Raw genomic sequence first — 25,766 nt, forward strand, 5'->3', positions numbered from 1 at the left:
TTATCCGGCCAGCTGGCGAGTCAGGGCAGACTTTATCAAGGCTTCCGTCGACAGCTCCCGGTCCAGTCCGGACAGCATTCGCGCTGCCTCTGTCGGCTTGTAGCCCAGTGCGACCAAGGCCGCTTCGGCATCGGCATGTGCGTCGTGCTCGAGCGCTGGCGAGGCCGCACGCCCCAAGGCCTCTAGACCGTCACCGTGCTCAAGCGACCAGTGCGGGAAGCGATCGCGCATCTCGACGATCAAGCGCTCGGCGGTTTTCTTGCCGACCCCCGGTAAACGGGTCAGCGCCTTGGCATCGTCTTCCATGACACAACGCACGAAGGCGTTCTGCTCCATCCCCGACAAAATGGCTAACGCCAGCTTGGGACCTACGCCATTGACCTTGATCAGGGCACGAAACAGCTGCCTCTCCTGCGGGCCGGAAAAGCCATACAGCAGATGCGCGTCTTCGCGCACCGTCAGGTGCGTATGCAGCAGCACTTCTTCGCCAAGCCCCGGCATCGCCAACAGCGTGTTCATGGAGGCTTCGAGCTCATAGCCCACGCCACTCACGTCGATCACGATCCAGGGCGGCTGTTTCTCCAGCAAGATGCCGCGCAGGCGTCCTATCATGCCGTTTGTATCCCTTCTAATGACTGGAGGCCACTATACTGGTCAGCCGTTCGGCTGACTAGCTCCGTGCGTTGCGAGCGTCAGCCCGGGCGGAAGTCCCGCCAACGCTGCTGCCCTCGCCCGGCTTGGCGACCACTTCGGCTGGCGCGTGGGATCAGACCTTGACGGGCATAAGCATGGGTCAGCGCAATGGCCAAGGCATCGGCGGCATCGGCCTGAGGCGTAGCATTCAGGCCCAGAATCGCCGTGACCATATGCTGCACTTGAGCCTTTTCCGCCGCGCCGGTTCCCGTCACCGCCTGCTTTATCTGACGTGCAGCGTACTCGAAGACCTCGAGGCCGTGATTGGCGGCACACACGATAGCGGTACCCCGCGCCTGCCCCAGCTTGAGTGCCGAGTCGGCATTCTTAGCCATGAAGACCTGCTCGATGGCGAACTCGCCGGGACGGTATAGTGCCACCAGTTCCGCCACACCGGCATACACCTGGGCCAGCTTCTGGGCCAGGCTGTCGGCCTGGATACGGATGCAACCGCTGGCGACATAGCAGGGCTTGGGTAAGGAGGTATCGATGACGCCGTAACCGGTGATACGCGAACCGGGATCGATGCCGAGCAGAATCATGAGCTCACGACGATAGACAGAAGAAGGGAAAGGCCATTTAGGACCCTCGGTAACGCTAGTGTTGCGCTGATAAGGTCAGTCAAGTTGCACCAGAACGTCATCGGCATTCGTATAGACATTCTGTACGTCATCAAGCTCTTCGAGCATATCCACTAAATTCAATACCCTTCTGGCCACCTCAGGCTCGGTTACGGGTGAATAACTCTCAGGATACATGCCCACTTCACTAGCGACTGGTTCAATACCCGCGGCCGACAGGGCACCCTTGACGTCACCGAATGCCTGGGAAGAAGTCACTACCTCAATGCTGCCATCATCATGATTGACGACATCTTCGGCGCCAGCCTCCAAGGCGATTTCCATGAGTGTCTCTTCATCCGTTTCTGCCGCGAAGCTCAACCGCCCCTGCGGGTGGAACATGAAGGCAACCGAGCCAGAAGTGCCTAGATTGCCGCCGTTCTTGCTGAAAGCGTGACGTACGTCCGAAACCGTGCGGTTACGGTTATCGGTCATGCATTCGACGAGCACCGCTACCCCTTCGGGGCCGTAGCCTTCGTAGACGAGTTCTTCCATGCCGTCGGCATCGCTATTGCCAACACCACGCTCAATGGCACGCTGAAGGGTGTCCTTGGTCATGTTATTGGCCAAGGCTTTGTCGATTGCGGCGCGCAGACGTGGGTTGTCATTGGGGGCGTCACCGCCCTGCCGAGCGGCGACGGTCAATTCGCGGATCAGCTTGGTGAATATCTTGCCTCGCCGTGCATCCTGGGTCGCCTTGCGATGCTTGATATTCGCCCATTTACTATGGCCTGCCATCGATGAACTCCTCTCGCAGGTCACCGGCACCGTAAACATGGTGCCGGCAGGTTCAGCAAGTTCGGCTACCTCGTGCGATCACTCATTTTTCCACGGCGGAAGAGTCTGTCTGAGCCTTCTGACGCAGACGGATATTGAGATCCTTGAGCTGGTCCGCGCTGACTTCGCCCGGCGCATCGGTCATGAGATCCGCGGCACTCTGGGTTTTCGGGAAAGCGATGACTTCACGAATGGTACGTGCACCAGTCATCAGCATCACCAGCCGGTCAAGACCGAACGCCAAGCCACCATGGGGCGGAGCGCCGTACTTCAACGCATCGAGCAGAAAGCCGAATTTTTCCTCGGCTTCGGCCTGGCCAATTCCCAATACCTCAAAGACGGCGCGCTGCATGTCCTGGTCGTGAATACGAATCGAGCCGCCACCGAGTTCGGTGCCGTTGAGGACCATGTCATAGGCACGCGACAGAGCCTTGGCAGGAGCGGCCTTGAGTTCATCGCCGCTACAAGACGGCGCGGTAAAGGGGTGATGCAGCGCAGACAGGCGGCCGGCATCGTCGGCTTCGAACATGGGGAAATCGACGACCCACAGCGGCGCCCATGGGGTAGTGTAAAGATCGAGATCCTCACCCAGCTTGACGCGCAAGGCTCCCAACGCTTCATTGACGACGCGGGTCTTGTCGGCACCGAAGAAGATGATGTCACCATCCTTGGCCTCGACGCGATCGAGTAGCTCTTCGATCACTTCTTGCATGTTCTTGACGATTGGCGACTGAAGCCCTTCCACACCCGCCGCACGGTCGTTGACCTTGATCCAGGCCAAACCCTTGGCGCCATAGATTCCAACGAACTTGGTGTAGTTGTCGATCTCTTTGCGCGACAGCTTGGCACCGCCACTGACTTTAAGGGCGGCGACACGGCCATCTTCGGCATTGGCCGGGCCGGAGAAGACCTTGAAATCGACGTTTTTCATCAGATCGTCGACATCCACCAGTTCGAGCGGTATGCGCAGGTCGGGCTTGTCGGAGCCGTAACGCTGCATGGCCTCGGCATACGGCATGCGCGGGAAGTCCGGCAACGCGACGTCGAGCACTTCTTGAAAGAGCTGACGAATCATGGCCTCGGTAATGCCCATGATATCGTCCTCGTCGACGAAGGAGGCCTCGAGGTCGATCTGAGTGAATTCCGGCTGCCGGTCTGCGCGCAGGTCCTCATCGCGAAAACACTTGGCTATCTGATAATAGCGATCGAAACCGGCCACCATCAGCAACTGCTTGAACAACTGCGGCGACTGCGGCAAGGCGAAGAAGCTGCCCGGATGCGTGCGGCTGGGCACCAAATAGTCGCGCGCACCTTCGGGAGTGGCGCGGGTCAGTACCGGCGTTTCGATATCCAGAAAGCCCTGGCCCTCGAGATAGGCACGCACGCTATGCGAAATGCGCGAGCGCAGACGCAGCTTCTCGATCATCTCGGGGCGGCGCAGATCGATGTAGCGGTGCTTGAGACGCACTTCCTCGCCGACCTTGCCATGCTCGTCGAGCTGAAACGGTGGCGTCGCTGCGGTATTGAGCACTTCGACTTGCTTGGCCAGCACCTCAATCAAGCCGGTAGGCATATTGGGGTTTTGCGTGCCTTCCGGGCGCATGCGGATGCGCCCGGTGATACGCAGCACATATTCACTGCGGGCGCGATCCGCATTGGCGAACGCCTCGGCCGTGTCGGGATCGACCACGACCTGGGCAACACCGTCACGGTCTCGCATGTCGAGGAAGATGACCCCGCCGTGATCACGCCGGCGGTGAACCCACCCGCAAAGCGTGACCTCCTGATCAACCAGAGTCTCGTTCAACTGGCCGCAATAATGGCTGCGCATGACAAATCCTGTTTCTGTTACTGCTGTGGTGATCTAGTGATGATCTGAATCGATGGCTAGCGATGGGCCCCGCCTTGCGGAGCCCATAGGCAATCAGGCGGACGCCTTGGCGTTATCCTGATTCGACGCAGACGGCTTGTCGCCTGAATCTCCTGCCAGGTTCTTCTTGCTGCCTGATTTAAAATCGGTTTCGTACCATCCGCCACCGGCCAATCGAAAGCCGGGAGCCGATACCAGGCGGGAAAGCTCGGATTTGCTGCAGTTAGGACAGTCCGTCAACGGCGCGGCACTCACCTTCTGCAGTTTTTCCAAGCGGTGGCCACAGGCCTTGCACTCGTATTCGTAGATGGGCATGGTTCTCATCACTCTGTGATAAACAAGACAAGCGCAGACGGACCCAGCCTGCGACGGCTTGAATATGTGGCCTCTCGTGGCGCTTTCCAAGCCTGCCATGAAAGCCGGGCATTATAGCGTGTAGCGGGGTCGGGCGGGCAAGGGCAAGCAGATTTCTTCATCAGCTGTTTATGGCAATGTCCGCGTCTTACCCATGCTTTCCATAACACTAAGGAACTATTGATGAATGCCGTATTACTGGATGCAGCCAGCCTGGGGGACGATATCGACCTCTCCCCGATCCGCGACGTGGTCGATCATTTGCAAGCCTACGCCTACACCGCGCCGGAAGAGCGGCGGCCACGGCTTGAAGGCGCCGACGTGGCGATCGTCAACAAGGTAATACTCGATGCCGAGCTTCTCGAGGCCCTGCCCCAGCTAAAGCTGATCTGCGTGCTGGCGACGGGCACCAACAATATCGACATGCAGGCAGCCCAGCGGCTGGGCATCGAGGTCAGAAACGTCAATGCCTACGGCACGGCCAGCGTGGCTCAGCATACATTGATGTTGATGCTCGCGCTGGCCAACCGGCTGCCATTGTACACACGCGATGTCGCCCAGGGGCACTGGGGCGAGAGCCCCTTTTTCTGCCTGCTGGGACATCGAACCCTGCAATTGTCCGGCAAGAAGTTGGCGATTGTCGGGCGGGGCACGCTGGGCCAGGCAGTCGCTCAGCTGGCCGAAGCCTTTGGAATGCAGGTAACCTTCGCGGCACGCCCAGGCAGCGAGGGACAGGACGCTCGCCCCGCACTGGCCGACCTAGCCGGAGAACTCGACGTACTCAGCCTGCATTGCCCGCTTACCGATGCGACTCGTCATTTGGTGGACGAAGCACTTCTTGCGCGCATGAAGCCCGGCGCGCTGTTGATCAACTGCGCACGGGGAGGAATGATTGACGAAGAAGCCGCCTTGGCCGCCCTGCGCGAGGGACGCCTGGGAGGACTCGGTGTGGATGTGTTGCCACAAGAGCCTCCCCGCAACGGTCACGCACTGATCGAGGCCATGACGGAGCCATTGAACCTCATCGTCACACCGCATAGCGCCTGGATTTCCCCTGAAGCTCGCGCCAACATCGTGCGGTTGACAGCGGATAACCTGAGCCGTCAATAATCGCACGAGTTCCTCTTGTGGGTGAGCCGGGCACTGCTTAACGAGTATGTCCAATTCCCTTATCATTCGTCAGGTTTTTCAGGCGAAGCGAAGCTTACATGACAAAGTGAGCTGCCCTACACTCTCGTCATACTCGGTCCGGCTTCGCTCAGGGCGCACGTCTTATCAGGAGGGCTCATGCTCTACAACTACGGATCCATCAATATCGATCACGTCTATCGTGTGCCCCACCTGGTACGCCCCGGCGAAACGCTTTCCAGCCTCGGCTATCGGCAGGTGCTGGGCGGCAAGGGCGCCAACCAATCGTTGGCGCTGGCGCGTGCAGGGGGGCATGTCACCCATTGGGGACGCCTCGGTCAGAAAGATCGCTGGGTACTGGAGATACTCGCCTCCGCAGGGGTCAACACCACGCACATCGAGCTGACTGCCGAGGCTAGTGGCCATGCCCTCATTCAAGTCGAGGACGCAGGCGAGAACGCCATTATTCTGCATCCCGGCGCCAATCATGGTTTCACCGACACCCATCGTGACGCACTGATGGCATCGGTAGAAGCCGGCGACTGGCTATTGATGCAGAATGAATGCAACGCGCCCGACAAAGTCCTAAGGCTGGCGGCCGAACGCGACATGAAAATCGCGTTCAATCCCGCCCCACTGAATACCAACGTGCTGCGCCTGCCTCTGGAATACTGCCAATTGCTGTTTCTCAATCGCGGCGAAGCTGCCGCGTTAACCGGCAATGATGAGCATGCTTCGGCGCATGGTCTGCTGGACGCCCTGCATGATCGTCTTCCCGGTGTGGAGCTCGTGCTGACCCTGGGTCATGAAGGGGTCTACTATCAATATGACTCTCAGCGTATCGAAGTGTCGGCACACAAGGTCGAGGCCGTGGATACCACGGCCGCAGGCGATACCTTTATCGGTTATTTCATGGCAGCCAGGCAGGCGGGAAATTCCATCGAAACCTGCCTATGCAAAGCCAGCACGGCTGCCGCGCTGTGCGTGCAGAAAACCGGAGCCGCCCCCAGCATCCCTCTCGCCAGCGAGGTAGAGGACGCGGCAAGGATATGGCCTGCACTCGAGCTGCTGCATAATTGATCGCTTCCACCCGGACAAGGATTTCACCATGAGCATTCCCATTATCTTCGATACCGACCCCGGCGTTGACGATGCCCAGGCTATCGCGATAGCGCTGGCGCATCCTCAAATCGAGCTGCTCGGAATGACCACGACATACGGCAATGTCGATGTCGACACCGCTACTCATAATGCCCTGCTGCTCACCCAGCTGGCGGATCAGGATATCCCGGTAGCTCAGGGAGCGGCAGCTCCGTCAGTCAAGGCCAAGCATCCGGCACCAGCTCATATTCATGGTGCTAACGGGTTGGGCAACATCGATCTGCCTGCACTTGAGCGCCACGCGGTGGCACAGACCGCACCCGCCTTTATCGTCGAGCAGCTCAATGCTCGACCGGGCGAAATCGTCCTGGTGGCGGTAGGTCCGCTAGGCAACCTGGCAGCGGCATTGCAGCTCGATCCCACGATCATCGATAAGGTCAAGCAGGTGGTGATCATGGGGGGCTCCATCCGGGAGGGAGGCAATGTTTCCCCGGTGGCCGAAGCCAACATTTTCAACGACCCCCACGCCGCCGCCCGCGTCCTGACCGCTGGCTGGCCTTTGACCCTGGTGGGCCTGGATGCAACTCACCGTTGCGTATTGAGCCCCGCACATATGGAGAAGATAGCCGCATCCCAGGGCGAGTTGGGCAAGGTACTCTCCGAAAGCTACATGTTCTACCGGCACTTCTATCAAGGCGCGCTGGGAATCGATGGATGCTGCCCGCATGACAGCTGCGCTCTGGCCTGGTTGTTGAAACCGGAATTTTTCACCACGGCTCGCGGCCATTTGAATGTCGTCACCGACGGTTTTGCCGAAGGCCAGACGGTATTCGCCCCCGAGGGGCGTGAATTTCTGGGCAAACAGTGGTCGCAGGCACCGCTCGTGGACGTCTGTCTGGGCGCCGATGGCGAAGCCATCGTCGACTGGATTGTCGAGACACTCACCGCCTGAATATCCCGTTTCATAAGAATTAATTCTAGAAGTTATCTGCGATTCGACATGTTGCGCCTGGGCACGTTAGGCAGCCAACATCGTCGAATTGCTCTAGGCCTTGTCTAAAGAACCGACGAGCGAAGCCTAGACAAGGCAAAGATCAGCGAAAGTACGGACTGCCCTCGCACACGAGTCTACGCGATGCAAAGCCTTTGAGCGGAGCATTAACGCAGCGTGGTCAAGCGCAGATATTTTCCAGGCTGCCCCTAAAACCCTTGTTATTGCCCCTTTCGAGCCATTTTCATGGTCCGCCTCGATTGTCACCTAGTGGAGGTGATACTAGCCTTCAGCACGGTGGGAGAATAATTGTCTCCTGCGAGGATGCACAAGGTGAAAAGCTTTGTTAGCACATTAAGAACAGGAGCAAGCCATTATTCGGCAGGCTATTGTTCGGCCAAGAAAGAAAGGGAGATTTTTTATGAAGGAACTGAAGCTAACACGTAAGCTACATGTCGCGACTATTGGCGCTGCAAGCGTTTTTTTATTAGTGCCTCTTGCCCATGCGCAATCGAATAACAATGATCAGGAAATCGTTGTCGAATCGCAACAACCGCGCATTGAAGTGGATACAAAGTCACCCGACGTGACGGTCGATCCGGCAGAACCTGATGTCGATGTACAACAGAAAGCACCTGATGTAAACGTGGACCCGGCGGACCCGAATGTCACCGTTGACCAACAGAAGCCCAAAGTTACTGTCACGCAGCCGAAGCCTGAAGTCACGGTAAACGTGCCTGAACCGAAAGTTGAGGTCGAAATGCGCGACCCCGACGTTAACGTGGAAAAAGGCAAGCCTGACGTTCAGGTCGAACAACAGGAGCCTGATGTTACAGTCAATCAGGGCCAGCCTGATGTGAGTGTACAGCAGCGCGAACCCGACGTTTCGGTGCGGCCTGCGAAACCGCAAGTCACCATGGACAGTGATGCCCAGCAGGCCGATGTTCAGGTTGACGACCAAGATAACCAGGATAGCTCCCAGGTACAGGTGGATCAGTCGAACCCGGATGTTCAGATCGAGAACAGCGATCCCAATGTCAATGTCGATCCGGCCCAAGGCGCTAACGTCAATGTCGATTCAGCCGATGGCGCTGACGTCGATGTCGACCGTCAACAGGATCAAGAGCAGAGCCAGCAGGATCAACAGACCCAACAACAACAGGATCAGCAGCAGAGCGCCATGAACGGGCTCCGTATCGATGAACTTGAAGGACGTACCGTCATCAACAGAGACGGCAATGAACTGGGGTCTGTCGATCGTGTCGTGATAGCCCGTAACACCAGCAATCCTGGGGTAGTCATTACCGTAGGTGGCATTCTAGGTTTCGGGGGTAAAGACGTACTGATTCCCCTTAATGAATTACAGCTCAACGATGACCAGCTTGTCTGGCAGACAACGAAGTCTCCCGACGAGATCAAGCGGACAAACCAATATAACGCACAAGAGAACACTGAAGTGTCCTCGCAAGAATATGAGACTGTAGGTGATCTGAACAGCAACTCTTAAACAGTAACTCTTAATTGAATCGGCAATAGCTGTACTTGACACGAATCGTCTACGTTATAGGCTATTCGTGCAATCGAAGGACGTCTTGGGGCGCTAAGCCTGTTCACCGCATAGGCGGGCACGGCAAATAAGCGCCCTTTTTTATGTCTATGACCCGGTATCGTGAGCTTCACGGCCATCGAATGGGCGTGATCAATAGGTCAAAAAGCTATCCTTGTCCTGCCAAGGCAGGCTCTCGACTTCGACATGCGTTACCTGGGCATCGGGCGGACCTTGCCATAACCACTGCATGACAGCGTTGACCGACTCTCCTTCCCCACATAATAAAACCTCGACGCGGCCATCCGGTAGATTCTTCGCATACCCGGTGACCTGCTTGTTGAGAGCTTGTTCCTGAGTGGCACGACGAAACCAGACCCCTTGCACCTTACCCGTCACGACGGCTTTTACACTGCACTTAGCCATATCTATCTACCCCCTTTCTCCGCATTTTCCCTTTTCGCGTTACGAACTACGCTCGGCCTTGTCACTCCGGGAGACGATCTCATGTTTGATCAAAACGGCGGTATTACGAGGGATGATGGGCCTACCACGAGCTAGTAGATGGACCTTGGTGAAGGCTGCCCCGAAAAGCAGTATCAGCGATGAGTAATAGACCCACAGCAGAATCAAAACCACGGAGCCTGCCGCACCATAGGTAGAAGCCGTTGCCGTGTAGGCTAGATACGCCGCGATAGCGTAACGCCCCAGGGCGAACAGTACCGCCGTTACCAGCGCCCCGACCAGAACGTCATGCCAACCGATCACCACATCCGGCAGCACCTTGAAAATGGTGGCAAAGAACAGCGCGATCATGGCCAGGGAAAGCAAGAACTCGAACCCGCTGAGGAGAAAACCGGGTACCGGCAGCCACTCGTTGGCGTAACGAATCACCGCTCGCAGTACGACACCCAGGATCAGCGAAACCAGCAGGACAAAACCGATCGACAAGACTACAGCCAATGATAGTATACGTGTCTTGAGGAACACCAACACGCCGCTGCGGCCTGGCTGTGCCGTGACACCCCATAGCATGTTGAGTGAAAACTGCATCTGCCCGAAGACTGTCGTTGCGCCGATCAGCAGGGCTCCCACCCCTAACAAGGTGGGCAGTATCCCCGACTCTTCGATACGCGATTGAGATACGGCCTGCTCGACGGCTGCTGCGGCGTCCGTTCCAATCATACCCTGCAGTTGGGCGACGATCTGGCCCTGAGCGGCGTCTTCGCCGAGCACCAGTCCAATCACGGTAACGGCGATAATGACGGTCGGCGCCAGGGAAAACAGGGTATAGAACGCTAGAGAACCGGCATAACTGAATGCATTGCGCTCGAGCCATAGCTGAATGGCACTCTGGGTAATGCGAAACCAGTTAACGCCCACCTGTTTTCTCACGCCAACTCCTCATGGATAGGTTGTACTTGGATAGCATAGTCAAAGCGGCACACTAGCCTGCTTCTCACTAATTGCAGCCGGACTATAGCCTGCCCATAATGGTGACGCCTAGCGTTTTTCTATCAGGGAGTTTTCATGGCGTCAGCGCCTTCCAGCTCGTCACCTTCGCATGATTTTGACTGTCTCGTATTCATCGGACGCTTCCAGCCGCCGCATCTGGGACATCTGGAGGTGATACACGAAGCACTTCAGAGAGCTAGGCAGGTTATCGTCTTGGTGGGGTCGGCTTGGCAAGCCAGATCACTAAGAAACCCCTGGAGTTTCGCGGAGCGCGCCGAGATGCTGCGCAGTTGCTTCGACGCTGCCGCCAATCAACGCCTGGAAATCGAGCCTCTGCTGGACGCGCTTTATAACGATGATGTCTGGGTGAGAGATGTTCAACGCAAGGTTCGCGATATCGCGCGGCCCACGTATGGCAAGCTGCCACGCATCGGCCTGATCGGAGCCAGCCGTGGACAGTCGAGCTATTATCTGAGCCTGTTTCCCCAGTGGGAATCGGTCAGTGTGCCCTTGGTGGACGGGATTTCAGCCAGTCAGATCCGAGAGCGGCTGTTCGATTCGTCATATTCCGCGAACGAGTATCTGGCAAATCACGCCACGCATGATCTAGCCGCACCGATACATCGCAAATTAATAGAATTCCAGCATAGAGGAGCCTACCTGAGCTTATTGGAGGAACAGCACCTGCTAAAGCAGCATCAGGATGCCTGGGCGCAGGCGCCCTACCCTCCCGTCTTCATTACGGTCAATGCCGTCGTAGTCCAGTCCGGGCATGTCTTGCTGGTCAAGCGTAGTGCAGCTCCCGGAAAAGGCCTGCTGGCCTTGCCGGGCGGATTCGTGCGGCAGCATGAAAGATTACTGGATGGCTGCTTGAGGGAACTGCGCGAGCGCGTACGCCTCAAGGTCCCCGAAGCGGTACTCAAAGGATCCCTACGTAGCCAGCGCTTGTTCGATGAGCCCCATCGCAGCTGGCGAGGACGTACCTTGGCAGAAGCATTTTATTTCGCTTTGCGACCGGAACAGCAGCTTCCCCATCTCAGACCCTCCAGAGGCGGCGAGCAGGCACGCTGGGTACCCCTGGCGGACCTTGAACCCGAGACCCTCTTCGAGGATCATTTTTTCATCATCCAGAACTTCCTGGGCCTACCCGCCGGCATAACCTCGACATGAAGTTTGAGCTTGGAACAACGCTTGGATTAGGAAGCCGCTTGGGCCTGCAGGAAATCGCGCGGTAGTTTCATCATCTGACGCCACAATTTCTCGACGCCAGGCTTATGCACCAGTGAGCAGCGGTAGAGGCGAATCTCGAGATCGATATTCCAGTCAGCGCCCCCCGCCTGTACAAGTCGCCCCGAACCAAGCTCCTCGCGAATACAGAAGTCGGGAATCCAGGCCATGCCGACCCCCTGCAGGGCCATCCCCTTTAAGCCTTCTGCCATTGCCGTTTCATACACTGTCTTGAGGCGCATGCGCAACGGATCGTTCTTCAGCAACATGCGTACACTGCGGCCTAGGAAGGCGCCCTGAGTGTAGGCAAGAAAAGGAATGGACTCTTCTTCACCCGACAGGGGGAAGCGTGGCGTTCCATCCTCGCGAGGCACACATACCGGAAGCATCTTGACCTGGCCAATGGAGAATGAAGGAAAAGCTTCTGCATCCAGTTGCATGGTCGCATAAGGGTCATGGTAGGCCAGCATCAGGTCGCAATTGCCTTCACGCAGGACATGGATGGCATCGCCAACGTTCATGGCAACCAGACGAGTCGGCAGCTCCCCCACCCCTTTCTGCAACCGCGAAATCCACTGCGGATAAAACGCCAGCGCCAGAGAGTGGGCCGCAACGATATCCAGTGCCTCATTGGCTATCGACAATCCCCGCAAGTGGCTTAGGCATTCGCCGAGCTGTTCGACCAAGTTGCGTGCGGTGATAAGGAACAGTTGCCCTTCGGGAGTTAGGCTCACCGGAGTGGTGGATCGATCGACTAGAGTGGTTCCGACCGCTTGCTCAAGCGAACGGATTCTACGACTAAATGCCGGCTGGGTTACGTGGCGCTGCCGGGCAGATGTGGAAAAACTCCGAGTGTTGGCTAAAGCCACGAAGTCTTCCAACCATTTTGTTTCGAGATTCACCGGGTCTCCCCTTATCTATGGATATGGTCGCTGGCTGACCTCTCCTACTGGACGGGGGCAAGCAGATATGCTGCACGAGAGACCAGCTTTCGCCACAATGGGCGTGCTTCGAGTTCTTCCAGGCTGACTTCTCGGCAGTGGTCAAAATCGTTTTCGAGCATTTGGGAAACTTCGGCGGCAAACTGAGTATCAGGAATATAGGCGCTAATTTCGAAATTCAGCCTAAAAGAGCGATTGTCGAGATTAACCGTACCTAACATGGCGGTGTGATCATCGATAAGAAGGACTTTTTGATGTAAAAATCCAGGAAGATAACGGTATATTTTCACCCCTTGTTGAATCATGTTGGGCAAAAAGGCAAACGCCGAGAGGAAGACCAGCAAATGATCGGGCCGCTCCGGTATCATCACCCGTACATCAACACCTCGCAGCGATGCCAACACCAAGGCATCTTGCACTCCTTGGTCAGGCACGAAATATGGGCTGGTTACCCATAACCGTTTGCGAGCACTATGAATGGCATGCTGCATGAGCAAGCTTGCCGTCTCGCGACGGTCCGCGGGCCCCGAAGGGACGATGATAACATGCTGGCACTCCTCGCAAGTGACCGAGGGTTCCCATTGCAAGGTGAGTATCTTTCCCGTCGCCCAGTACCAGTCTTCCCAGAAAGCCTCCTGCAATCCCAGCACGCTAGGCCCTTGCAGTTTCAAGTGGGTATCGCGCCAGTCACCAAAGCGCGCCACCTTGCCGAGATATTCATCGGCGGCGTTCAAGCCTCCCGTCCAGCCGACCTGCCCGTCCACGACGGTCACTTTACGATGGTTGCGAAAGTTGAGCTGAAAGCGATGCCGCCATCCACGCGACGAGTTGAAAGCCGACACCTCGACACCGGCTTCCTCCAGATCTCGCAGGTACCCATCGGAAAGCCCATGGCACCCGACCTCATCATAGAGAAAACATATCCGGATGCCCTTCTCCGCCTGACGAATCAAGTGTTGCTTCAATGTGATACCCGTTTCGTCGACGCGCACGATAAAAAACTGAACGAGAATGTATTCCTGCGCAGCATCGATACCGGCCAGCAGGCTCTCGAAGGTAGTTTCACCATCGATCAACAACTCGGCACGGTTTCCGGTCGTCATCGGCATCATTGCCAGACGCTCTATGGCATGAATGTGTCCGACATCCTGATCGGGATGAGACAGATATGGCAACAGATTGGGACGATAGCGCTGCAGCACTTGACGCAAGATGGTATCCCGCTCATCGCGGGCGGAGACATAACCGTAAAAACGCGGCTGACCGAAAACCCAGTAGATAGGCACGGCCAGGTAAGGGAACGTGACCAGTGCCACAATCCAGGCCACCGCCCCCTGTGAGGTGCGTACAGACATCAAGGCAATGATTGCACTCAACGCTCCCGTTACATGAATGAGAAAAATGGCTGCCCCGATAAGTTCGGACGTCATCGGCATGGGTCTCTCTTGTGGTCAGGCACCCGCTTGTGACAATCAGGCCCCGCGTCAGCGGGACCTGATAACGTCTGCCTAGGCACGCTCGGCAATGATTTCCTTCCATTTCGCCGGGCCGATCCGGTGAACCGACTCACCTGCGCTGTCCACGGCAACGGTGACGGGCATGTCCTCTACCACGAACTCGTAGATTGCCTCCATGCCGAGATCGGCGAAGCCCACCACCTCGGCTTTCTTGATCGCCTGCGCCACCAGATAGGCTGCGCCGCCCACGGCCATCAGGTAAGTTGCCTGATTGTCGCGTATGGCCTCTATCGCCAGTGGACCACGCTCTGCCTTGCCCACCATACCCAATAATCCCGTCTGTTCGAGCATGGTACGGGTGAACTTGTCCATGCGCGTTGCCGTTGTGGGTCCGGCCGGGCCGACCACCTCGTCCCTCACCGGATCGACCGGCCCAACGTAGTAGATGAACCGTCCTTTCAGATCGACGGGAAGCGGCTCACCCTTGGCCAGCATTTCCACCATCCGCTTGTGGGCGGCATCTCGTCCGGTCAGTAATTTGCCCGAAAGCAGCACGGTATCACCGGGCTTCCACGTCTTCACTTCTTCCGGAGTGATCTCGTCGAGATTGACTCGGCGCACGTTATCGCCAACCTCCCAGGTGATTTCCGGCCAATCCTCGAGTTTGGGCGCAGGCAGCTCGGCCGCACCACTGCCATCGAGGGTGAAGTGAACATGGCGAGTGGCCGCACAATTGGGAATGATCGCTACCGGCTTATTGGCAGCGTGGGTGGGGTAATCCTTGACCTTGATATCGAGCACGGTCGTCAAGCCACCCAGGCCCTGAGCCCCAATACCGCTCTTGTTGACCTTGTCGAACAGCTCCAGGCGCAGCTCTTCGGCGCGACTGGAGGCCCCGCGTGCCTGCAATTCCTGAATATCGATGGGATCGAGCAATGCTTCCTTAGCGATCTCCATGGCTTTTTCGGCGGTGCCACCGATACCGATCCCCAACATGCCCGGCGGACACCAGCCCGCCCCCATCTTGGGTAACTGCTCAAGCACCCAGTCGACGACGCTGTCAGACGGGTTGAGCATAGCGAACTTGGACTTGGCCTCGCTGCCGCCGCCCTTGGCCGCGACATGCACTTCGACCTTGTCACCAGGCACGATCTTATGGTGGATGATCGCCGGAGTATTGTCCTTGGTGTTCTGACGCTTGCCGTCGGGATCGGCCAACACTGAGGCACGCAGCACGTTATCGGGAAGCGAATACGCCTGACGAACACCTTCGTTGATCATGTCATCGAGGCTCATCTCAGCCTCCCAGTGCACGTTCATGCCCACATGCACGAAGACCGTAACGATACCGGTGTCCTGACAGATGGGACGATGCCCCATGGCGCACATGCGGGAATTGATCAGAATCTGCGCGATGGCATCGCGTGCCGCCGGGTTTTCCTCGCGCTGATACGCCGCATGCATGGCGTCGATGAAATCCTTGGGATGATAATAGGAAATGTACTGCAGGGCATCAGCCACGCTCTGGATCAGGTCGTCCTGGCGTATCACGGTCATGAAGAAGAAGCTCCTTGCGGATGACGGACGGGATGCGACGCTTGTTTGCCGTCAGGGGTTGGTCGCACTTCGTGAGCACGAATTATACCCCATCCCCCATTGCTTCGGCAGGCTTGGTTGCTTCGGAACTCGCCTTGCCGCTGGCGACCATGCGCCGCAACTCATTGTCTCTATGCATCTGCTATAAAGGAAATACACATTTACTCTTATACTCGTTAGCGGATGACCGGTAAGACACCCGGTAGGCATTTGCTCTTGATGCACCGCCCTCAAGCGGTTAGTGGAGCGTGAGATGGAGTTCAAGGATTATTACCAGACACTCGGGGTCGCGCAGGACGCTTCATCGGATGAGATCAAGCGCGCCTATCGCAAGCTGGCACGTAAATATCACCCCGATGTCAGCAAGGAGGAGAACGCCGAAGCTCGATTCAAGGAGCTGGGCGAAGCCTACGAGGTACTGAAAGACCCCGAAAAACGCGCAGCATACGATCAGCTTGGCCAGAATTGGCAGGCGGGTCAGGACTTCCGTCCTCCTCCCGATTGGGATGCTGGCTTCGAGTTCAGTGGAGGCGGCTATACGCAGGAAGATACCGCGGCATTCAGCGATTTCTTCGAATCGCTATTTGGTCAGCGAGGCTTCGGTCAACAGCGAACTCAGTCCTCTGCGCGCCGCGGATTCAATCTACGCGGCGAAGACCGCCATGCCCGGGTCCAGATCGATCTCGAGGATGCTTATCACGGGGCGACGCGCACCATTACGCTGCAAGCAACCGAGCTCGATTCCCAAGGGCGCGTACAGCGCCGCGAGCGCACATTGAATGTGCGTATTCCCAAAGGGATTAAACAGGGCCAGCGTATTCGCCTGACCGGTCAGGGGGAACCCGGTGTGGAAGGCGGCACGGCAGGTGATCTGTACCTTGAGGTGGGATTCAAAACTCATGAACACTATCGTGTTGAAGGCCACGATGTATTTCTGGAACTGCCCGTCGCCCCTTGGGAAGCGGCACTTGGCGCAACCGTGAGAGTCCCTACGCCAGATGGCAACGTAGAGCTCAGGATACCTGCCGGCTCACAGGCTGGACGTCGCTTGCGGCTTAAAGGGCGCGGTATTCCCGGCAATCCGCCTGGTGATTTCTACGTCATTTTGCAAATCGCTCTTCCCCCTGCCAATAGCGAAAAGGCACGCCAGGCCTATCAGCGCATGGCCGCAGAATTGGATTTCAACCCACGTGCAGATTGGGGAGTTTAATCATGGCGCACGACACAAATCCCGTCCTGGCTGGCGAAAACCTCGATGAAGCTCCGGTAATGACACTGAACGAACTATGTCATGCATGTACTGTGCATACCGAATGGGTCATCGAGCTGGTTAACGAAGGAATCATCACGCCCGCTGGCCGTGACTCTACCAACTGGCGATTTTATGGTGCCAGTATGCGGCGCGCGCTGGTGGTTCGGCGTCTGCAGCAGGACCTGGGGGTCAACCTGGCCGGCGCGGCGTTGGCCCTGGAATTGATGGACGAAATCGATACCCTGCGCGCGCGGCTACATGCCGAGACTGCCAAGCCGCGTTTCTGAACAGTGCGTGGGCATGGAATCGGCGGCAAACTTATAGAGACTATCTTTATTGGGTTGTTAATTATGTGTGAGGTTTTAAGATAACGGTATAAAATCTACCTCCCAAGGTATGCACGACGTACCTCGTCATTACTCAGCAGTGCCTTGCCTGTGTCATGGAGTACGACAGCAAATGTATCGCCGAATGGCCCGACAGATCGCCACTAACTTCCTCGAAGCCACGCTGAACGCTCTGCCTTACCGTGCTGAGGGATGGCGGAGCGCAGCTTGTTGCGAAGAAGGCGGGAACCGAAGCCTACAAGCCTCATGCCTTTGATGGTATATATTACCGTTACGGGACCGAACATTGATTGACGAAGCCCTTTCCTTCCCTGGCCCAACGGGCAGGTCGAGCAAATGAATCGCCCCCCTCAAGGAGGCCATTACTGGGGCGTTTCTCTACACCTCGCTGAACAGTTGCAGCCCCATCTGAAGGACTACCTGTGGATCTATAGTGCTAGGTCACTCAGGGGCAAAACACCGATAGGATTTATCCTTGAACAGTGGCAAAAAGAGCCCGAGAACTTTATGACGGTCCGAACCACTACTTCTCGGAACCACCAAACAACTAGACCAAGAAGCGCCTAGGTTAATGAACACTCGCCCAGGTGTTTCTGGGCGAGCATTCAGGTGCACTGAAAACCGCAGGTGCTGCACTTATTGATTGAATCCAAGGTTAAATGTAAAGTTGCGGATTGATAGGGATATCATGCTCTTTGCAGTAGGATTCATAATGATTAATAAACCACCAAACATCAGCGGTCTGCACAAACTGTGCATTCTCATCATAAAAGTCTATTGCCCCTTGCATCCAGCCAAAAAGCTTTGTGCCCTGCGGATGCTCAGTCACTAGTGTATGAGCTTCACCAGGAACTTCCTGGATAAAGCCTCCCGGTTGTGCGACCCAATCATACTCTAGATAGCGGGCACTACCTTCTAAGCATACCATCACGATACGCCCTCGATGGTAATGAGTACCAATTACTCCCGGCTTCTTGATCCAAAGAATGTTGCTAAAAATATTATTGCGCACATCGAAGGCCAAATGGCGAATAGCAGCATCTTCGCCAAATGGAATCCATGGGCTTTCTTTTTCAGACGGACCTATGAAGGTTCCCTGACATCCACGGCGCTCAAAAACATCTTGAAAGGGGTTCGGAACGTCGACAATCTTGAATGCTGTTGATGGCGGGACATCCATAACATTATTTTTATCTTTCATGGTTACTCCTTTGTATATAAGAATTATTTTAGCACGAGACTGGCTGCAAAAATTTTGCTAATTTATAGCTAGCAACCAGGATTACCACAATTAAAGGTAATTTAGGCTTTCCGAAGAGTACAATTCAAAAAGTCGAATTTCCCATACGTACTGCTTATGCTTGGGAATATTTACTCTTTATTATTTTAGACTTTGGTTAAATCTCAAGCGCTCCTCGTAACTTCAAGACCAGTGGTAAAGCACACCCCAAGAATATGTCGGAGCGGCTATAATATTGTCGCAGCGGTCACTGCAAGCGGCTGCTCTCCTATTAATAAAGGCCTTAGTTAAATATATATATTTTAAAATTACATAGAAAATCATACAAATGGCCTGACTGGTTCTGAACCATCCCAATCAATCGAAGCCCGGTAGAATTTACCGAAGGCCTCATCCATCGTAGGGCTTGCTTCGATCAACTCGACAAACCCAGGTAGATGCTCATGCGCATCAAAATAAGCGACACTGCCTCCCGTAGGCACCTTGGCCATAAAAGCGAGCTCGCACCCTAACTGCAGCATCTTTTCCTTGTCTTCGTTGAAGTCATCAGACGCCACTCCAAAATGATGAAAACCAAAACCTTTAGAATTAATTGTCTCCTTGTAGACAGATGGATGATCATCCATAGGTTGGATCAATTCGATAAGAACGTGGCCAGAGAAAGCCATTGCTATATTTATAGTGGCTTGAGATTCCTGGGAACGATACATGGCGTCTTCTCCTTTAAAACCCTCGAGTAAGAACCATGGGCCGACACCAAGTCCTTTGATCCATTTATTGATAGCGAAGTCCATATTTTCAACAGTATAAGCCATCTGAATTATAGACCCTATCGGCTGCCCAAAACTTAAATTCACGTTTTACTCCTAAGCTTAGCAGTCTAGTTTAGACTGCCATGCAGCCTTCGTGTATTTGCGTTCCGGGTCACTGGACCCAGAAGCCAAACCTTTGGTTGATTAAAGCACCCCTCAAGCTTGTAAATGTAAGTTTGAGGGGCCTCGACATTATTCTGTCAGTTCTGTTAAGCGTTTAAGGTGGAGCGTCTGGGCTTGCCGAGGGGTAATAATCTCCTCTTCAGGGATTCTTTCGATGACTATGCTGGACTTGTCTTCGTATAAATGTTCGCCTTTCAATCTCGCTTCACTATCGTAGTGCCAGATAAATGCCTGGCGGCTTTCGTAATGATAGTATGCTTCTGGTTCATCGATATCAAATCCAAGCTTTAACAACTCCCGGCCGGTTGTTAGTTGGTGAAATGTCAGTTCGTCGGCTATCCCCCAATCAGCAACTGAAATATTGTTGTCTGTGTTCCAGAGGACTACTTCACCAACACTGCGGTAAAAATTTAAAACCCCGTCTCTACCTTTAACGACAACAGGATTGGCGCCCCAGGTGATGCGGTATACTGGGTCATCGGCCATCATATCTGGAGCAACGATTTCTTCAAACCGGCCAGCGCCTTCCAAGTGGACATGCTTTCTATAATTTTCCAGCATTGCCTTGTGCAGCGGGTTCACTGTCTTTTCTAAAAGCAGAGCAGTTGCATCCATGCAATGGTAAATTGATTCTTCAATTTTTTTCATCTTTCACTCCTGGTGTTTGTTGTAAATCTCCACACAGCTAATCATGATAATAATAAAAATTATCTGTGAATATAACTCCCCTTGTGCGATTAATTTTTTAATCGGCTGCTTTCTTCAAAAAAATTGTCTCAGATACACTTCCTTTCAAGAGAGTCATGTCTCAATCAGATATGGTTAGTCCTGTAGCCATGCCAAGGTTGATTCCAAATTGTAAGGCTACCACGAACCCGTCATCATTGAGGTGGCGAGCTCCTGGATTATAGAAGTTGCTGGGATTGATAACGTATTGTATAGAAGGTTCAAGAAATATGTAGTGAGGAAGACCAACGTGATAATTCGCTTCAATCCGGTACACGTCGTCTGATCCGATAGTGTCCTCTCCCCCTTGTGCTACACGCGCCTCACGTTGGGCTTGGAGCTGGCGGCTACCGAGATGGACATAACTTATTTTTGTACTTGCCATATCGGCTGAGCGATCGAAGGGGTTCAGGTAGGTTAGCCCAGTTTCGATAAAGGCCTGATAAGGTTGGTTATCACCGGGGGCAGCTTCAAGCGACCCAAATAACATAAGTGCCTGTGGATCCTCGACCAAGTTTCTTCCACCATCAGGCCTCCAAACAGCTTGTCGGAATTTAAACATAATCCCCCCAGTACCGCCCTCATCCAATTCACCTGTTCGAGGATCGTATTGGTCGCTGGTATTATAAAAGCCAATAAGTTCATATCGTCCTGGGTAAGCTTGCTCAGAGAAGGCCGTCTTGTGCCCTATAGCGGCGAGAATGGTTTCTCCTGCTGAATCTGACGCGTTCCAGTCGAAACCATGCCCTTCATCTAAGTATTGTTGAGGATCGGATTCAAAGATACCTAGCTTCACATGCTTATAGTTGCCTAGCTCAAGTTGTCCAAATGCTCCCCAAGTAGAATAAGGAGGCGGCAGGGAACCCGTTGCATTATCCCAGATGGGGTCGTTGCAAGCGACGACGCTGGAGCAGTTGTTTTCGAAAAAGTAGCGTCTGGCATTGGTGCGCCCTAGGACAGCCTTCAATCGGCCATCAAAGTAATTCTGCTCATAGGAAAACTGAGACAGATAACCACTTGAAATATCATTGCGCGCTACTGCCCCTCCGAAATAACTTCCAGCGGCTCCAGCGTATGCGGAGGATGCGGGTTGCCCTACATTATGATTACTAGGAAAAAAAGTATATTCAAAATGGAAGGCTGCATCAGGGATCCCCAATAGGTTTTCCAGATCAAAGTCGGTACCAAAAAATATATCATTAGTAATTGCATACTCATCCTCCCGCGGCCCTGTTGAAGGGTTGCTGACCCATAACGACCAGAGCGAGAGGTGAGGGGTAATTCCGGCAGTGTCTAATTTCTCTCCGATCTCGTTGAATATAGGCTTGCCTTGGGTAAGTTGAGGCACATTCCGGTTGTTGTCGAGCCGCTCCGAGAGCTCCGAGGGTTCTGTAGGCTCGGCCAAGGCATAAATTGGAATAAGCAGGAGACTTGTCAATATTAATCCCCATATTGAAGTTACACAGGAGAAAATCGTCTGCCGGTCTTTTTTTGGATGTGTGCAGGTTGAATAAAGCATTTTGTTATCCTTATAGTATTTTATATAACGCAACATACAATTATCAAAGGCTTTGCTGGTTCCTTATTATTCTCGATGGCAGGCTTCAGCCGAGAGATGTCGGGGCAAAAGTCTCTTGTGACCGCTTGGCCAAAACCGCTGGGGCTGTCTCCCTAATTCCGAACGCCAATATGCCCGCAAGGACGCAAATACCACTCATTAACCATAGCGGTGCGGACTGGCCAGCGAAGTCAGCCGCAGCACCGGCCAAGGTGGGCAGAATGCCGCCGCCAAGCACTTCGCCGATGCCACACACAAAACCGAGCGCGGTTGCAAGATAACGTGCATCAACTGACTCAGAGGGGACGATGGCCATGAAAAGCGGAAATATGCCATTCAATGCCCAGCCGAAGAAGAACAATATCGCCAAGACAATAGCAGGCCCATCAAAATACATGGCACTTAAAGTAAGAATAAGCCCCATGAATGGCGTAATTATCATTACCGGCTTGCGGCCAATTTTGTCGGAGAGGCCACTGACTACGAAGCTTCCGACTGCTGCTGAGACACCTAAGGTCCCCATCAGCCACCCCATGGCTCCGGGAGAATAGCCACGTACATTGGTGAGGTAAATTGGCATGAAGGACCAGCAGATCACTAAGTAGCCGACCAGTAACACTGCAATAAGCGGGCATAGCACCATATTCCGATGGGCAAATACTTCTTTGAGGCTTGGGCGCTGATAGGGCTGATTCACACCCGTTGCGGAGGGTACTGGAGATGTTCCCGGCTCACGCATTAGCCACCAGAGGAATCCAGCAGCCAGAAGGCCGGGAATCCCTGCGAGGAAGAACGCCTCTCGCCAGCCGTAGGCCGAGGCGACAGCAACGAGCACAACCGGTGCAGCAAAAGAACCAAGCAGATTCGAACCGAAGTTCTGCATGACCCCCATGGAAATGCCCCGTCGTTCAGGCGTGACTTCCATTGCCGTTACTGATTGCGATATAGGTAGGATAGGGCCTTCTGCAACACCCATTAGCAATCGCGCACCGAGAAGCAATAGGAAGGAAGTGGCAAGTCCCGATAAGAAGGAGCAAATCGAGAATATGATAGTAGCCAAAACCAAGAATATCTTTCTTCGACCACTACGATCAGACATTGCGCCAAACACCAAACCAGATATTGCCCAGGTGATCGATAACGCAGAAGCCGTTAGGCCTATTTGCGTATTCGTCAAGCCTAACTCTGGCTGAACGAATGGCATAAGAAAATTTAATGCATTCCTGTCAAAGAAAACGATACCAAAGTTTAAACTTAACAATGTTACCAGAATAATTTGATAGCGTGAGCTACTTGGAGCGTGAGGCATGATATTAGCATTATAGTTAGTCATGGCTTATTAAAACCTTGCATTGATGAGTGCGTTTTTTTAGAGCCTCAAATACTGTTGGCACGTTGTTAAGTGGCACGGTCTCAGTAATTAAATGGCGCGGCTCAGCAGCACCAGAATCGAGGACATCAAGTGCACTTTCGTATTCACGTCGAGAGAAGAAGGCGGCGGTTTGGAGGCGTACTTCCTTCGATAAGGCAGTGAAGGGCACAAAGCTGTCAGGCTTAGTGCATAAGCCAAGGAGCAGAATCGTACCGTGAGTGCGAACCTGTTCAATAGCTTGTGCAATGAGACCTGGAACGCCCGCACACTCAAATACTATGTCTGCTGAGCCTCCGAGCTCCCGCTCCGCAGCTTTTACTGGCTCATTGGGGTCGCAGACGAATCCAGTCGCTCCCATGTCATAAGCCCGTTGCTCTTGGTATCGGGTAATATCTTGAATGATTACCTTCTGCGCGCCGAAGCGGCGTGCCCAAAAAGCGACTGCTAGACCAATAGGGCCAGCTCCGAGGATCAGGACCCGGTCATTAGGCTTCATGCCGGATAGCTGGAGACCGTGGAGAGCGACAGCTAAGGGCTCTACAATCGCACCGTCATCTGTGCTCGTGTTGTGAGGAAGAGAAACGCATTGCCGCGCAGCGGTTACAGCGAGTTCGCCGTAGCCCCCGCCTTCGAGGACCATTTGCTGACACCAGGCAGGGTCTCCTGAGAGACAAGCGAGGCAATGACCGCAGCTACGGAATGGCACGACTGATACAAGATCTCCAGTCCGCAAGCCGCTAACGTTTCGGCCGTAGCCTACTATTTCGCCAGCATATTCATGGCCCAGTACATCGCCAGGACAAATGCCGAAGATAGGGTCTTCGGTCATATGGAGATCGGAGCCACAAATCCCACATCGTTTCACCTGGATGACGACTTCATCATCTCTTGGTGTAGGATCCGGAAGCTCGCGAACTTCTAAAGGTTGGTGTAAACCCTGAACGACTGCAGCACGCATCAGCCGACCCTCCCGAGGGAGGTGCCCCCGTCAATGACCATTTGAGCGCCGGTCATGTAAGAGGAGGCATCGGAAGCTAGATAGAGCGCAAGTGCCTTGATCTGCTCCGGATCCGCGACCTGCCCGAGAGGTACCTTGGCGTCCCAGCTTCGACGAACTGCTTCGTCTTTCAGCCAACCACCACCAATATTGGTCGCGAATCCGCCGGGGGCGATTGTGTTGACCCTTATTCGGAATTCTGCGAGCTCTAATGCCACTTGACGTACTAAGTGTGAGACTCCTGCTTTTGCAGGCATATAAGCAAGGCCAACCATAGGTTCAGTAATAATGGCGGCATTGGAAGACGTAACAACGATAGAGCCTCGACGCTGCGGCTTCATGTATTTCGCCGCCATGCGCATGGTATTAAAGATACCGGTCAAATTAATAGAAATTGTCCTGTCCCAGCGGGCTGGGTCTAGAGTATCAATCTGACCATCGTTGTTCCGCCATCCCGCTGGGTTCCAGAACCCTGCTCCAGGGTCGATTCCCGCATTAGCAAATACAATATCCAAGCTATCAAACTGCCGAACATGCTCTTCAAAAGCCAGGCTCGTTTGAGTTCGGTCCGCGACATCGACCTGGACAGCACGAACCTCAAAGCCTTCCTTTCGAAGCCTTTGGGACTCACGTTCTGCAGAGTCGATATCGATATCCGCAAGTGTCACTCTAGCCCCGTTTTCTGCCAATGCTTCGGCATAGGCTAGACCCAAGCCTGAGGCTCCCCCCGTGATCAGGGCTGAGCGCCCTTCAACGCTGAACTGCTCCAAAACACGCATATTCCACCTCACAGAAACAGCTGTTCGTTGATAGGGATGTTGTTTTCTTCGCAATAAGTGACGTAATGGTTAATGAACCAGAATACGTCCAGCGTTTCTGCCCATTCTCCGTTTTCATCATAAAATTCGTTAGCCCCCTGCATCCAGAACAAGGCCTTCATCCCGTTGGGGGTATCGGTCACTAAGGTATGGGCCTGACCAGGCATTTCCGTTATAAACTCGCCTGGCCCGCAAACCCAATCGTATTCCAGATATCGGAAGGCCCCTTCCATCCCAACGGCCCACACCATTCCTCGGTGCTTATGGGTGCCAATAACGCCAGGGCTTTTAATCCATAGGATGTTGCAATAAATGTTGTTCCTCACATCAAAGGCGAGATGGCGTATCGCTGCGTTATCACCGAAAGGAACCCATGGACTTTCAATTTCAGAGAGCCCGATGTAGCTCCCTTCACGTCCGAAACGATCCTGCATTGCCTTCATCGGTTCTGGCACTTCAACAACTTTGTAAGCGGTGCTAGCAGGCGCATTGGTCATTATTTTTTCTCCTTTGGACAAAGTTTTTGCCAGACGGTGTTTGGCAACAAACATTGAGCAACTGCTATGCCAACTCGCTTATCGTTTAAACTATTGGCTAATAAGCGAGAGTAAGCCCTTGTTGTTAAAGGAGAGCTGTGGTGCCTCATGAAGACTAATGGCTAACTGCAAAACATAAACAAACCCTCCATCATTTAATGAGTTTCATTTTTTTAATAAAAAAATAATCAATAAGCTGCATGATCTCGCCCCCTGTTGCGACTTTGGT

25 protein-coding genes are annotated in these 25,766 nt (G+C 54.2%); 7 read left to right on the top strand and 18 right to left on the bottom strand.

The genetic code is table 11. From position 1 onward, the window contains the following. From ruvA to ACW4DH_RS07780, 5 genes are all read right to left on the bottom strand, one after another. Entirely contained in the window at positions 1–612 is a 612-nt protein-coding gene (ruvA, locus tag ACW4DH_RS07760; RefSeq protein ID WP_459635800.1) for a Holliday junction branch migration protein RuvA, read from the bottom strand. An 80-nt stretch (positions 613–692) separates the two neighbouring features. Then, positions 693–1,235: a crossover junction endodeoxyribonuclease RuvC gene (gene ruvC, locus ACW4DH_RS07765; protein WP_459635801.1), complete on the bottom strand. Its 543-nt coding sequence runs from the start codon at positions 1,233–1,235 to the stop codon at positions 693–695. A gap of 75 nt (positions 1,236–1,310) precedes the next feature. After that, positions 1,311–2,051, bottom strand: coding sequence for a YebC/PmpR family DNA-binding transcriptional regulator (locus ACW4DH_RS07770; protein ID WP_459635963.1), 741 nt, complete (start codon positions 2,049–2,051; stop codon positions 1,311–1,313). 82 nt (positions 2,052–2,133) lie between these two features. Then, positions 2,134–3,921 (bottom strand): aspartate--tRNA ligase, encoded by a 1,788-nt coding sequence (gene aspS, locus ACW4DH_RS07775; RefSeq protein ID WP_459635802.1) that lies wholly within the window; start codon positions 3,919–3,921, stop codon positions 2,134–2,136. A gap of 93 nt (positions 3,922–4,014) precedes the next feature. Further along, complete coding sequence (locus tag ACW4DH_RS07780; protein WP_459635803.1) at positions 4,015–4,275, bottom strand: FmdB family zinc ribbon protein; 261 nt, start codon at positions 4,273–4,275, stop codon at positions 4,015–4,017. Positions 4,276–4,497: 222 nt separating this feature from the next. On the opposite strand from ACW4DH_RS07780, the gene ACW4DH_RS07785 reads away from it, so the two are divergent. From ACW4DH_RS07785 to ACW4DH_RS07800, 4 genes are all read left to right on the top strand, one after another. Then, entirely contained in the window at positions 4,498–5,424 is a 927-nt protein-coding gene (locus ACW4DH_RS07785; protein WP_459635804.1) for a D-2-hydroxyacid dehydrogenase, read from the top strand. A 177-nt stretch (positions 5,425–5,601) separates the two neighbouring features. Continuing rightward, positions 5,602–6,522, top strand: a complete 921-nt coding sequence (locus tag ACW4DH_RS07790; protein ID WP_459635805.1) for a ribokinase — start codon at positions 5,602–5,604, stop codon at positions 6,520–6,522. A 28-nt stretch (positions 6,523–6,550) separates the two neighbouring features. After that, positions 6,551–7,495 carry a nucleoside hydrolase gene (locus ACW4DH_RS07795; protein ID WP_459635806.1) on the top strand — a complete coding sequence of 315 codons (945 nt, stop codon included), beginning with the start codon at positions 6,551–6,553 and terminating at the stop codon, positions 7,493–7,495. Positions 7,496–7,955: 460 nt separating this feature from the next. Next, positions 7,956–9,041 carry a PRC-barrel domain-containing protein gene (locus tag ACW4DH_RS07800; RefSeq protein WP_459635807.1) on the top strand — a complete coding sequence of 362 codons (1,086 nt, stop codon included), beginning with the start codon at positions 7,956–7,958 and terminating at the stop codon, positions 9,039–9,041. A gap of 192 nt (positions 9,042–9,233) precedes the next feature. Here the strand turns inward: ACW4DH_RS07800 and ACW4DH_RS07805 are convergent, their stop codons facing one another. Together ACW4DH_RS07805 and ACW4DH_RS07810 are read right to left on the bottom strand one after the other, a co-directional pair. Then, the gene (locus ACW4DH_RS07805; protein WP_459635808.1) at positions 9,234–9,506 is read right to left on the bottom strand and encodes an acylphosphatase; all 273 of its coding nucleotides are present in this window, start codon (positions 9,504–9,506) and stop codon (positions 9,234–9,236) included. A 39-nt stretch (positions 9,507–9,545) separates the two neighbouring features. Then, the gene (locus tag ACW4DH_RS07810; RefSeq protein WP_459635809.1) at positions 9,546–10,475 is read right to left on the bottom strand and encodes a YihY/virulence factor BrkB family protein; all 930 of its coding nucleotides are present in this window, start codon (positions 10,473–10,475) and stop codon (positions 9,546–9,548) included. A gap of 135 nt (positions 10,476–10,610) precedes the next feature. Here ACW4DH_RS07810 and ACW4DH_RS07815 point away from each other — a divergent pair, with 135 nt between their 5' ends. Then, positions 10,611–11,705, top strand: a complete 1,095-nt coding sequence (locus ACW4DH_RS07815; RefSeq protein ID WP_459635810.1) for a bifunctional nicotinamide-nucleotide adenylyltransferase/Nudix hydroxylase — start codon at positions 10,611–10,613, stop codon at positions 11,703–11,705. Between the two features lie 26 nt (positions 11,706–11,731). Here ACW4DH_RS07815 and ACW4DH_RS07820 read toward each other — a convergent pair whose 3' ends face one another. The 3 genes from ACW4DH_RS07820 to ACW4DH_RS07830 all read right to left on the bottom strand — a co-directional run bounded on the left by ACW4DH_RS07820 (position 11,732) and on the right by ACW4DH_RS07830 (position 15,717). Continuing rightward, on the bottom strand, positions 11,732–12,664 hold the full coding sequence (locus tag ACW4DH_RS07820) for a LysR family transcriptional regulator (protein ID WP_459635811.1): 933 nt from the start codon (positions 12,662–12,664) through the stop codon (positions 11,732–11,734). A gap of 44 nt (positions 12,665–12,708) precedes the next feature. After that, positions 12,709–14,133 carry a cardiolipin synthase gene (gene cls / locus ACW4DH_RS07825; RefSeq protein WP_459635964.1) on the bottom strand — a complete coding sequence of 475 codons (1,425 nt, stop codon included), beginning with the start codon at positions 14,131–14,133 and terminating at the stop codon, positions 12,709–12,711. Positions 14,134–14,211: 78 nt separating this feature from the next. Further along, complete coding sequence (locus ACW4DH_RS07830) at positions 14,212–15,717, bottom strand: fumarate hydratase (protein ID WP_459635812.1); 1,506 nt, start codon at positions 15,715–15,717, stop codon at positions 14,212–14,214. Between the two features lie 292 nt (positions 15,718–16,009). Between ACW4DH_RS07830 and ACW4DH_RS07835 the strand changes: the two genes are divergently transcribed. Together ACW4DH_RS07835 and ACW4DH_RS07840 are read left to right on the top strand one after the other, a co-directional pair. After that, complete coding sequence (locus tag ACW4DH_RS07835; RefSeq protein WP_459635813.1) at positions 16,010–16,966, top strand: DnaJ C-terminal domain-containing protein; 957 nt, start codon at positions 16,010–16,012, stop codon at positions 16,964–16,966. Between the two features lie 2 nt (positions 16,967–16,968). Next, positions 16,969–17,295, top strand: coding sequence for a chaperone modulator CbpM (locus ACW4DH_RS07840; protein ID WP_459635814.1), 327 nt, complete (start codon positions 16,969–16,971; stop codon positions 17,293–17,295). Between the two features lie 715 nt (positions 17,296–18,010). On the opposite strand, the gene ACW4DH_RS07845 is transcribed toward ACW4DH_RS07840, so the two are convergent. The 8 genes from ACW4DH_RS07845 to ACW4DH_RS07880 all read right to left on the bottom strand — a co-directional run bounded on the left by ACW4DH_RS07845 (position 18,011) and on the right by ACW4DH_RS07880 (position 25,552). Beyond that, positions 18,011–18,556 (bottom strand): 2,4'-dihydroxyacetophenone dioxygenase family protein, encoded by a 546-nt coding sequence (locus ACW4DH_RS07845; protein ID WP_459635815.1) that lies wholly within the window; start codon positions 18,554–18,556, stop codon positions 18,011–18,013. Positions 18,557–18,915: 359 nt separating this feature from the next. Continuing rightward, a complete protein-coding gene (locus tag ACW4DH_RS07850; RefSeq protein ID WP_459635816.1) occupies positions 18,916–19,452 on the bottom strand; it encodes a VOC family protein in 537 nt (178 codons plus the stop codon). Between the two features lie 147 nt (positions 19,453–19,599). After that, positions 19,600–20,178: a hypothetical protein gene (locus ACW4DH_RS07855; protein ID WP_459635817.1), complete on the bottom strand. Its 579-nt coding sequence runs from the start codon at positions 20,176–20,178 to the stop codon at positions 19,600–19,602. A 160-nt stretch (positions 20,179–20,338) separates the two neighbouring features. After that, positions 20,339–21,811, bottom strand: a complete 1,473-nt coding sequence (locus tag ACW4DH_RS07860; protein WP_459635818.1) for a carbohydrate porin — start codon at positions 21,809–21,811, stop codon at positions 20,339–20,341. A gap of 49 nt (positions 21,812–21,860) precedes the next feature. After that, a complete protein-coding gene (locus ACW4DH_RS07865; RefSeq protein WP_459635819.1) occupies positions 21,861–23,147 on the bottom strand; it encodes an MFS transporter in 1,287 nt (428 codons plus the stop codon). Next, positions 23,140–24,144: an alcohol dehydrogenase catalytic domain-containing protein gene (locus ACW4DH_RS07870; RefSeq protein ID WP_459635820.1), complete on the bottom strand. Its 1,005-nt coding sequence runs from the start codon at positions 24,142–24,144 to the stop codon at positions 23,140–23,142. Before ACW4DH_RS07870 ends, ACW4DH_RS07865 begins: the two co-directional genes overlap by 8 nt. Beyond that, positions 24,144–24,962 (bottom strand): SDR family NAD(P)-dependent oxidoreductase, encoded by an 819-nt coding sequence (locus ACW4DH_RS07875; RefSeq protein WP_459635821.1) that lies wholly within the window; start codon positions 24,960–24,962, stop codon positions 24,144–24,146. Before ACW4DH_RS07875 ends, ACW4DH_RS07870 begins: the two co-directional genes overlap by 1 nt. 8 nt (positions 24,963–24,970) lie before the next feature. Then, a complete protein-coding gene (locus ACW4DH_RS07880; RefSeq protein ID WP_459635822.1) occupies positions 24,971–25,552 on the bottom strand; it encodes a 2,4'-dihydroxyacetophenone dioxygenase family protein in 582 nt (193 codons plus the stop codon). Between the last annotated feature and the right edge of the window lie 214 nt (positions 25,553–25,766).

The organism is Halomonas sp. WWR20 (assembly GCF_054602495.1).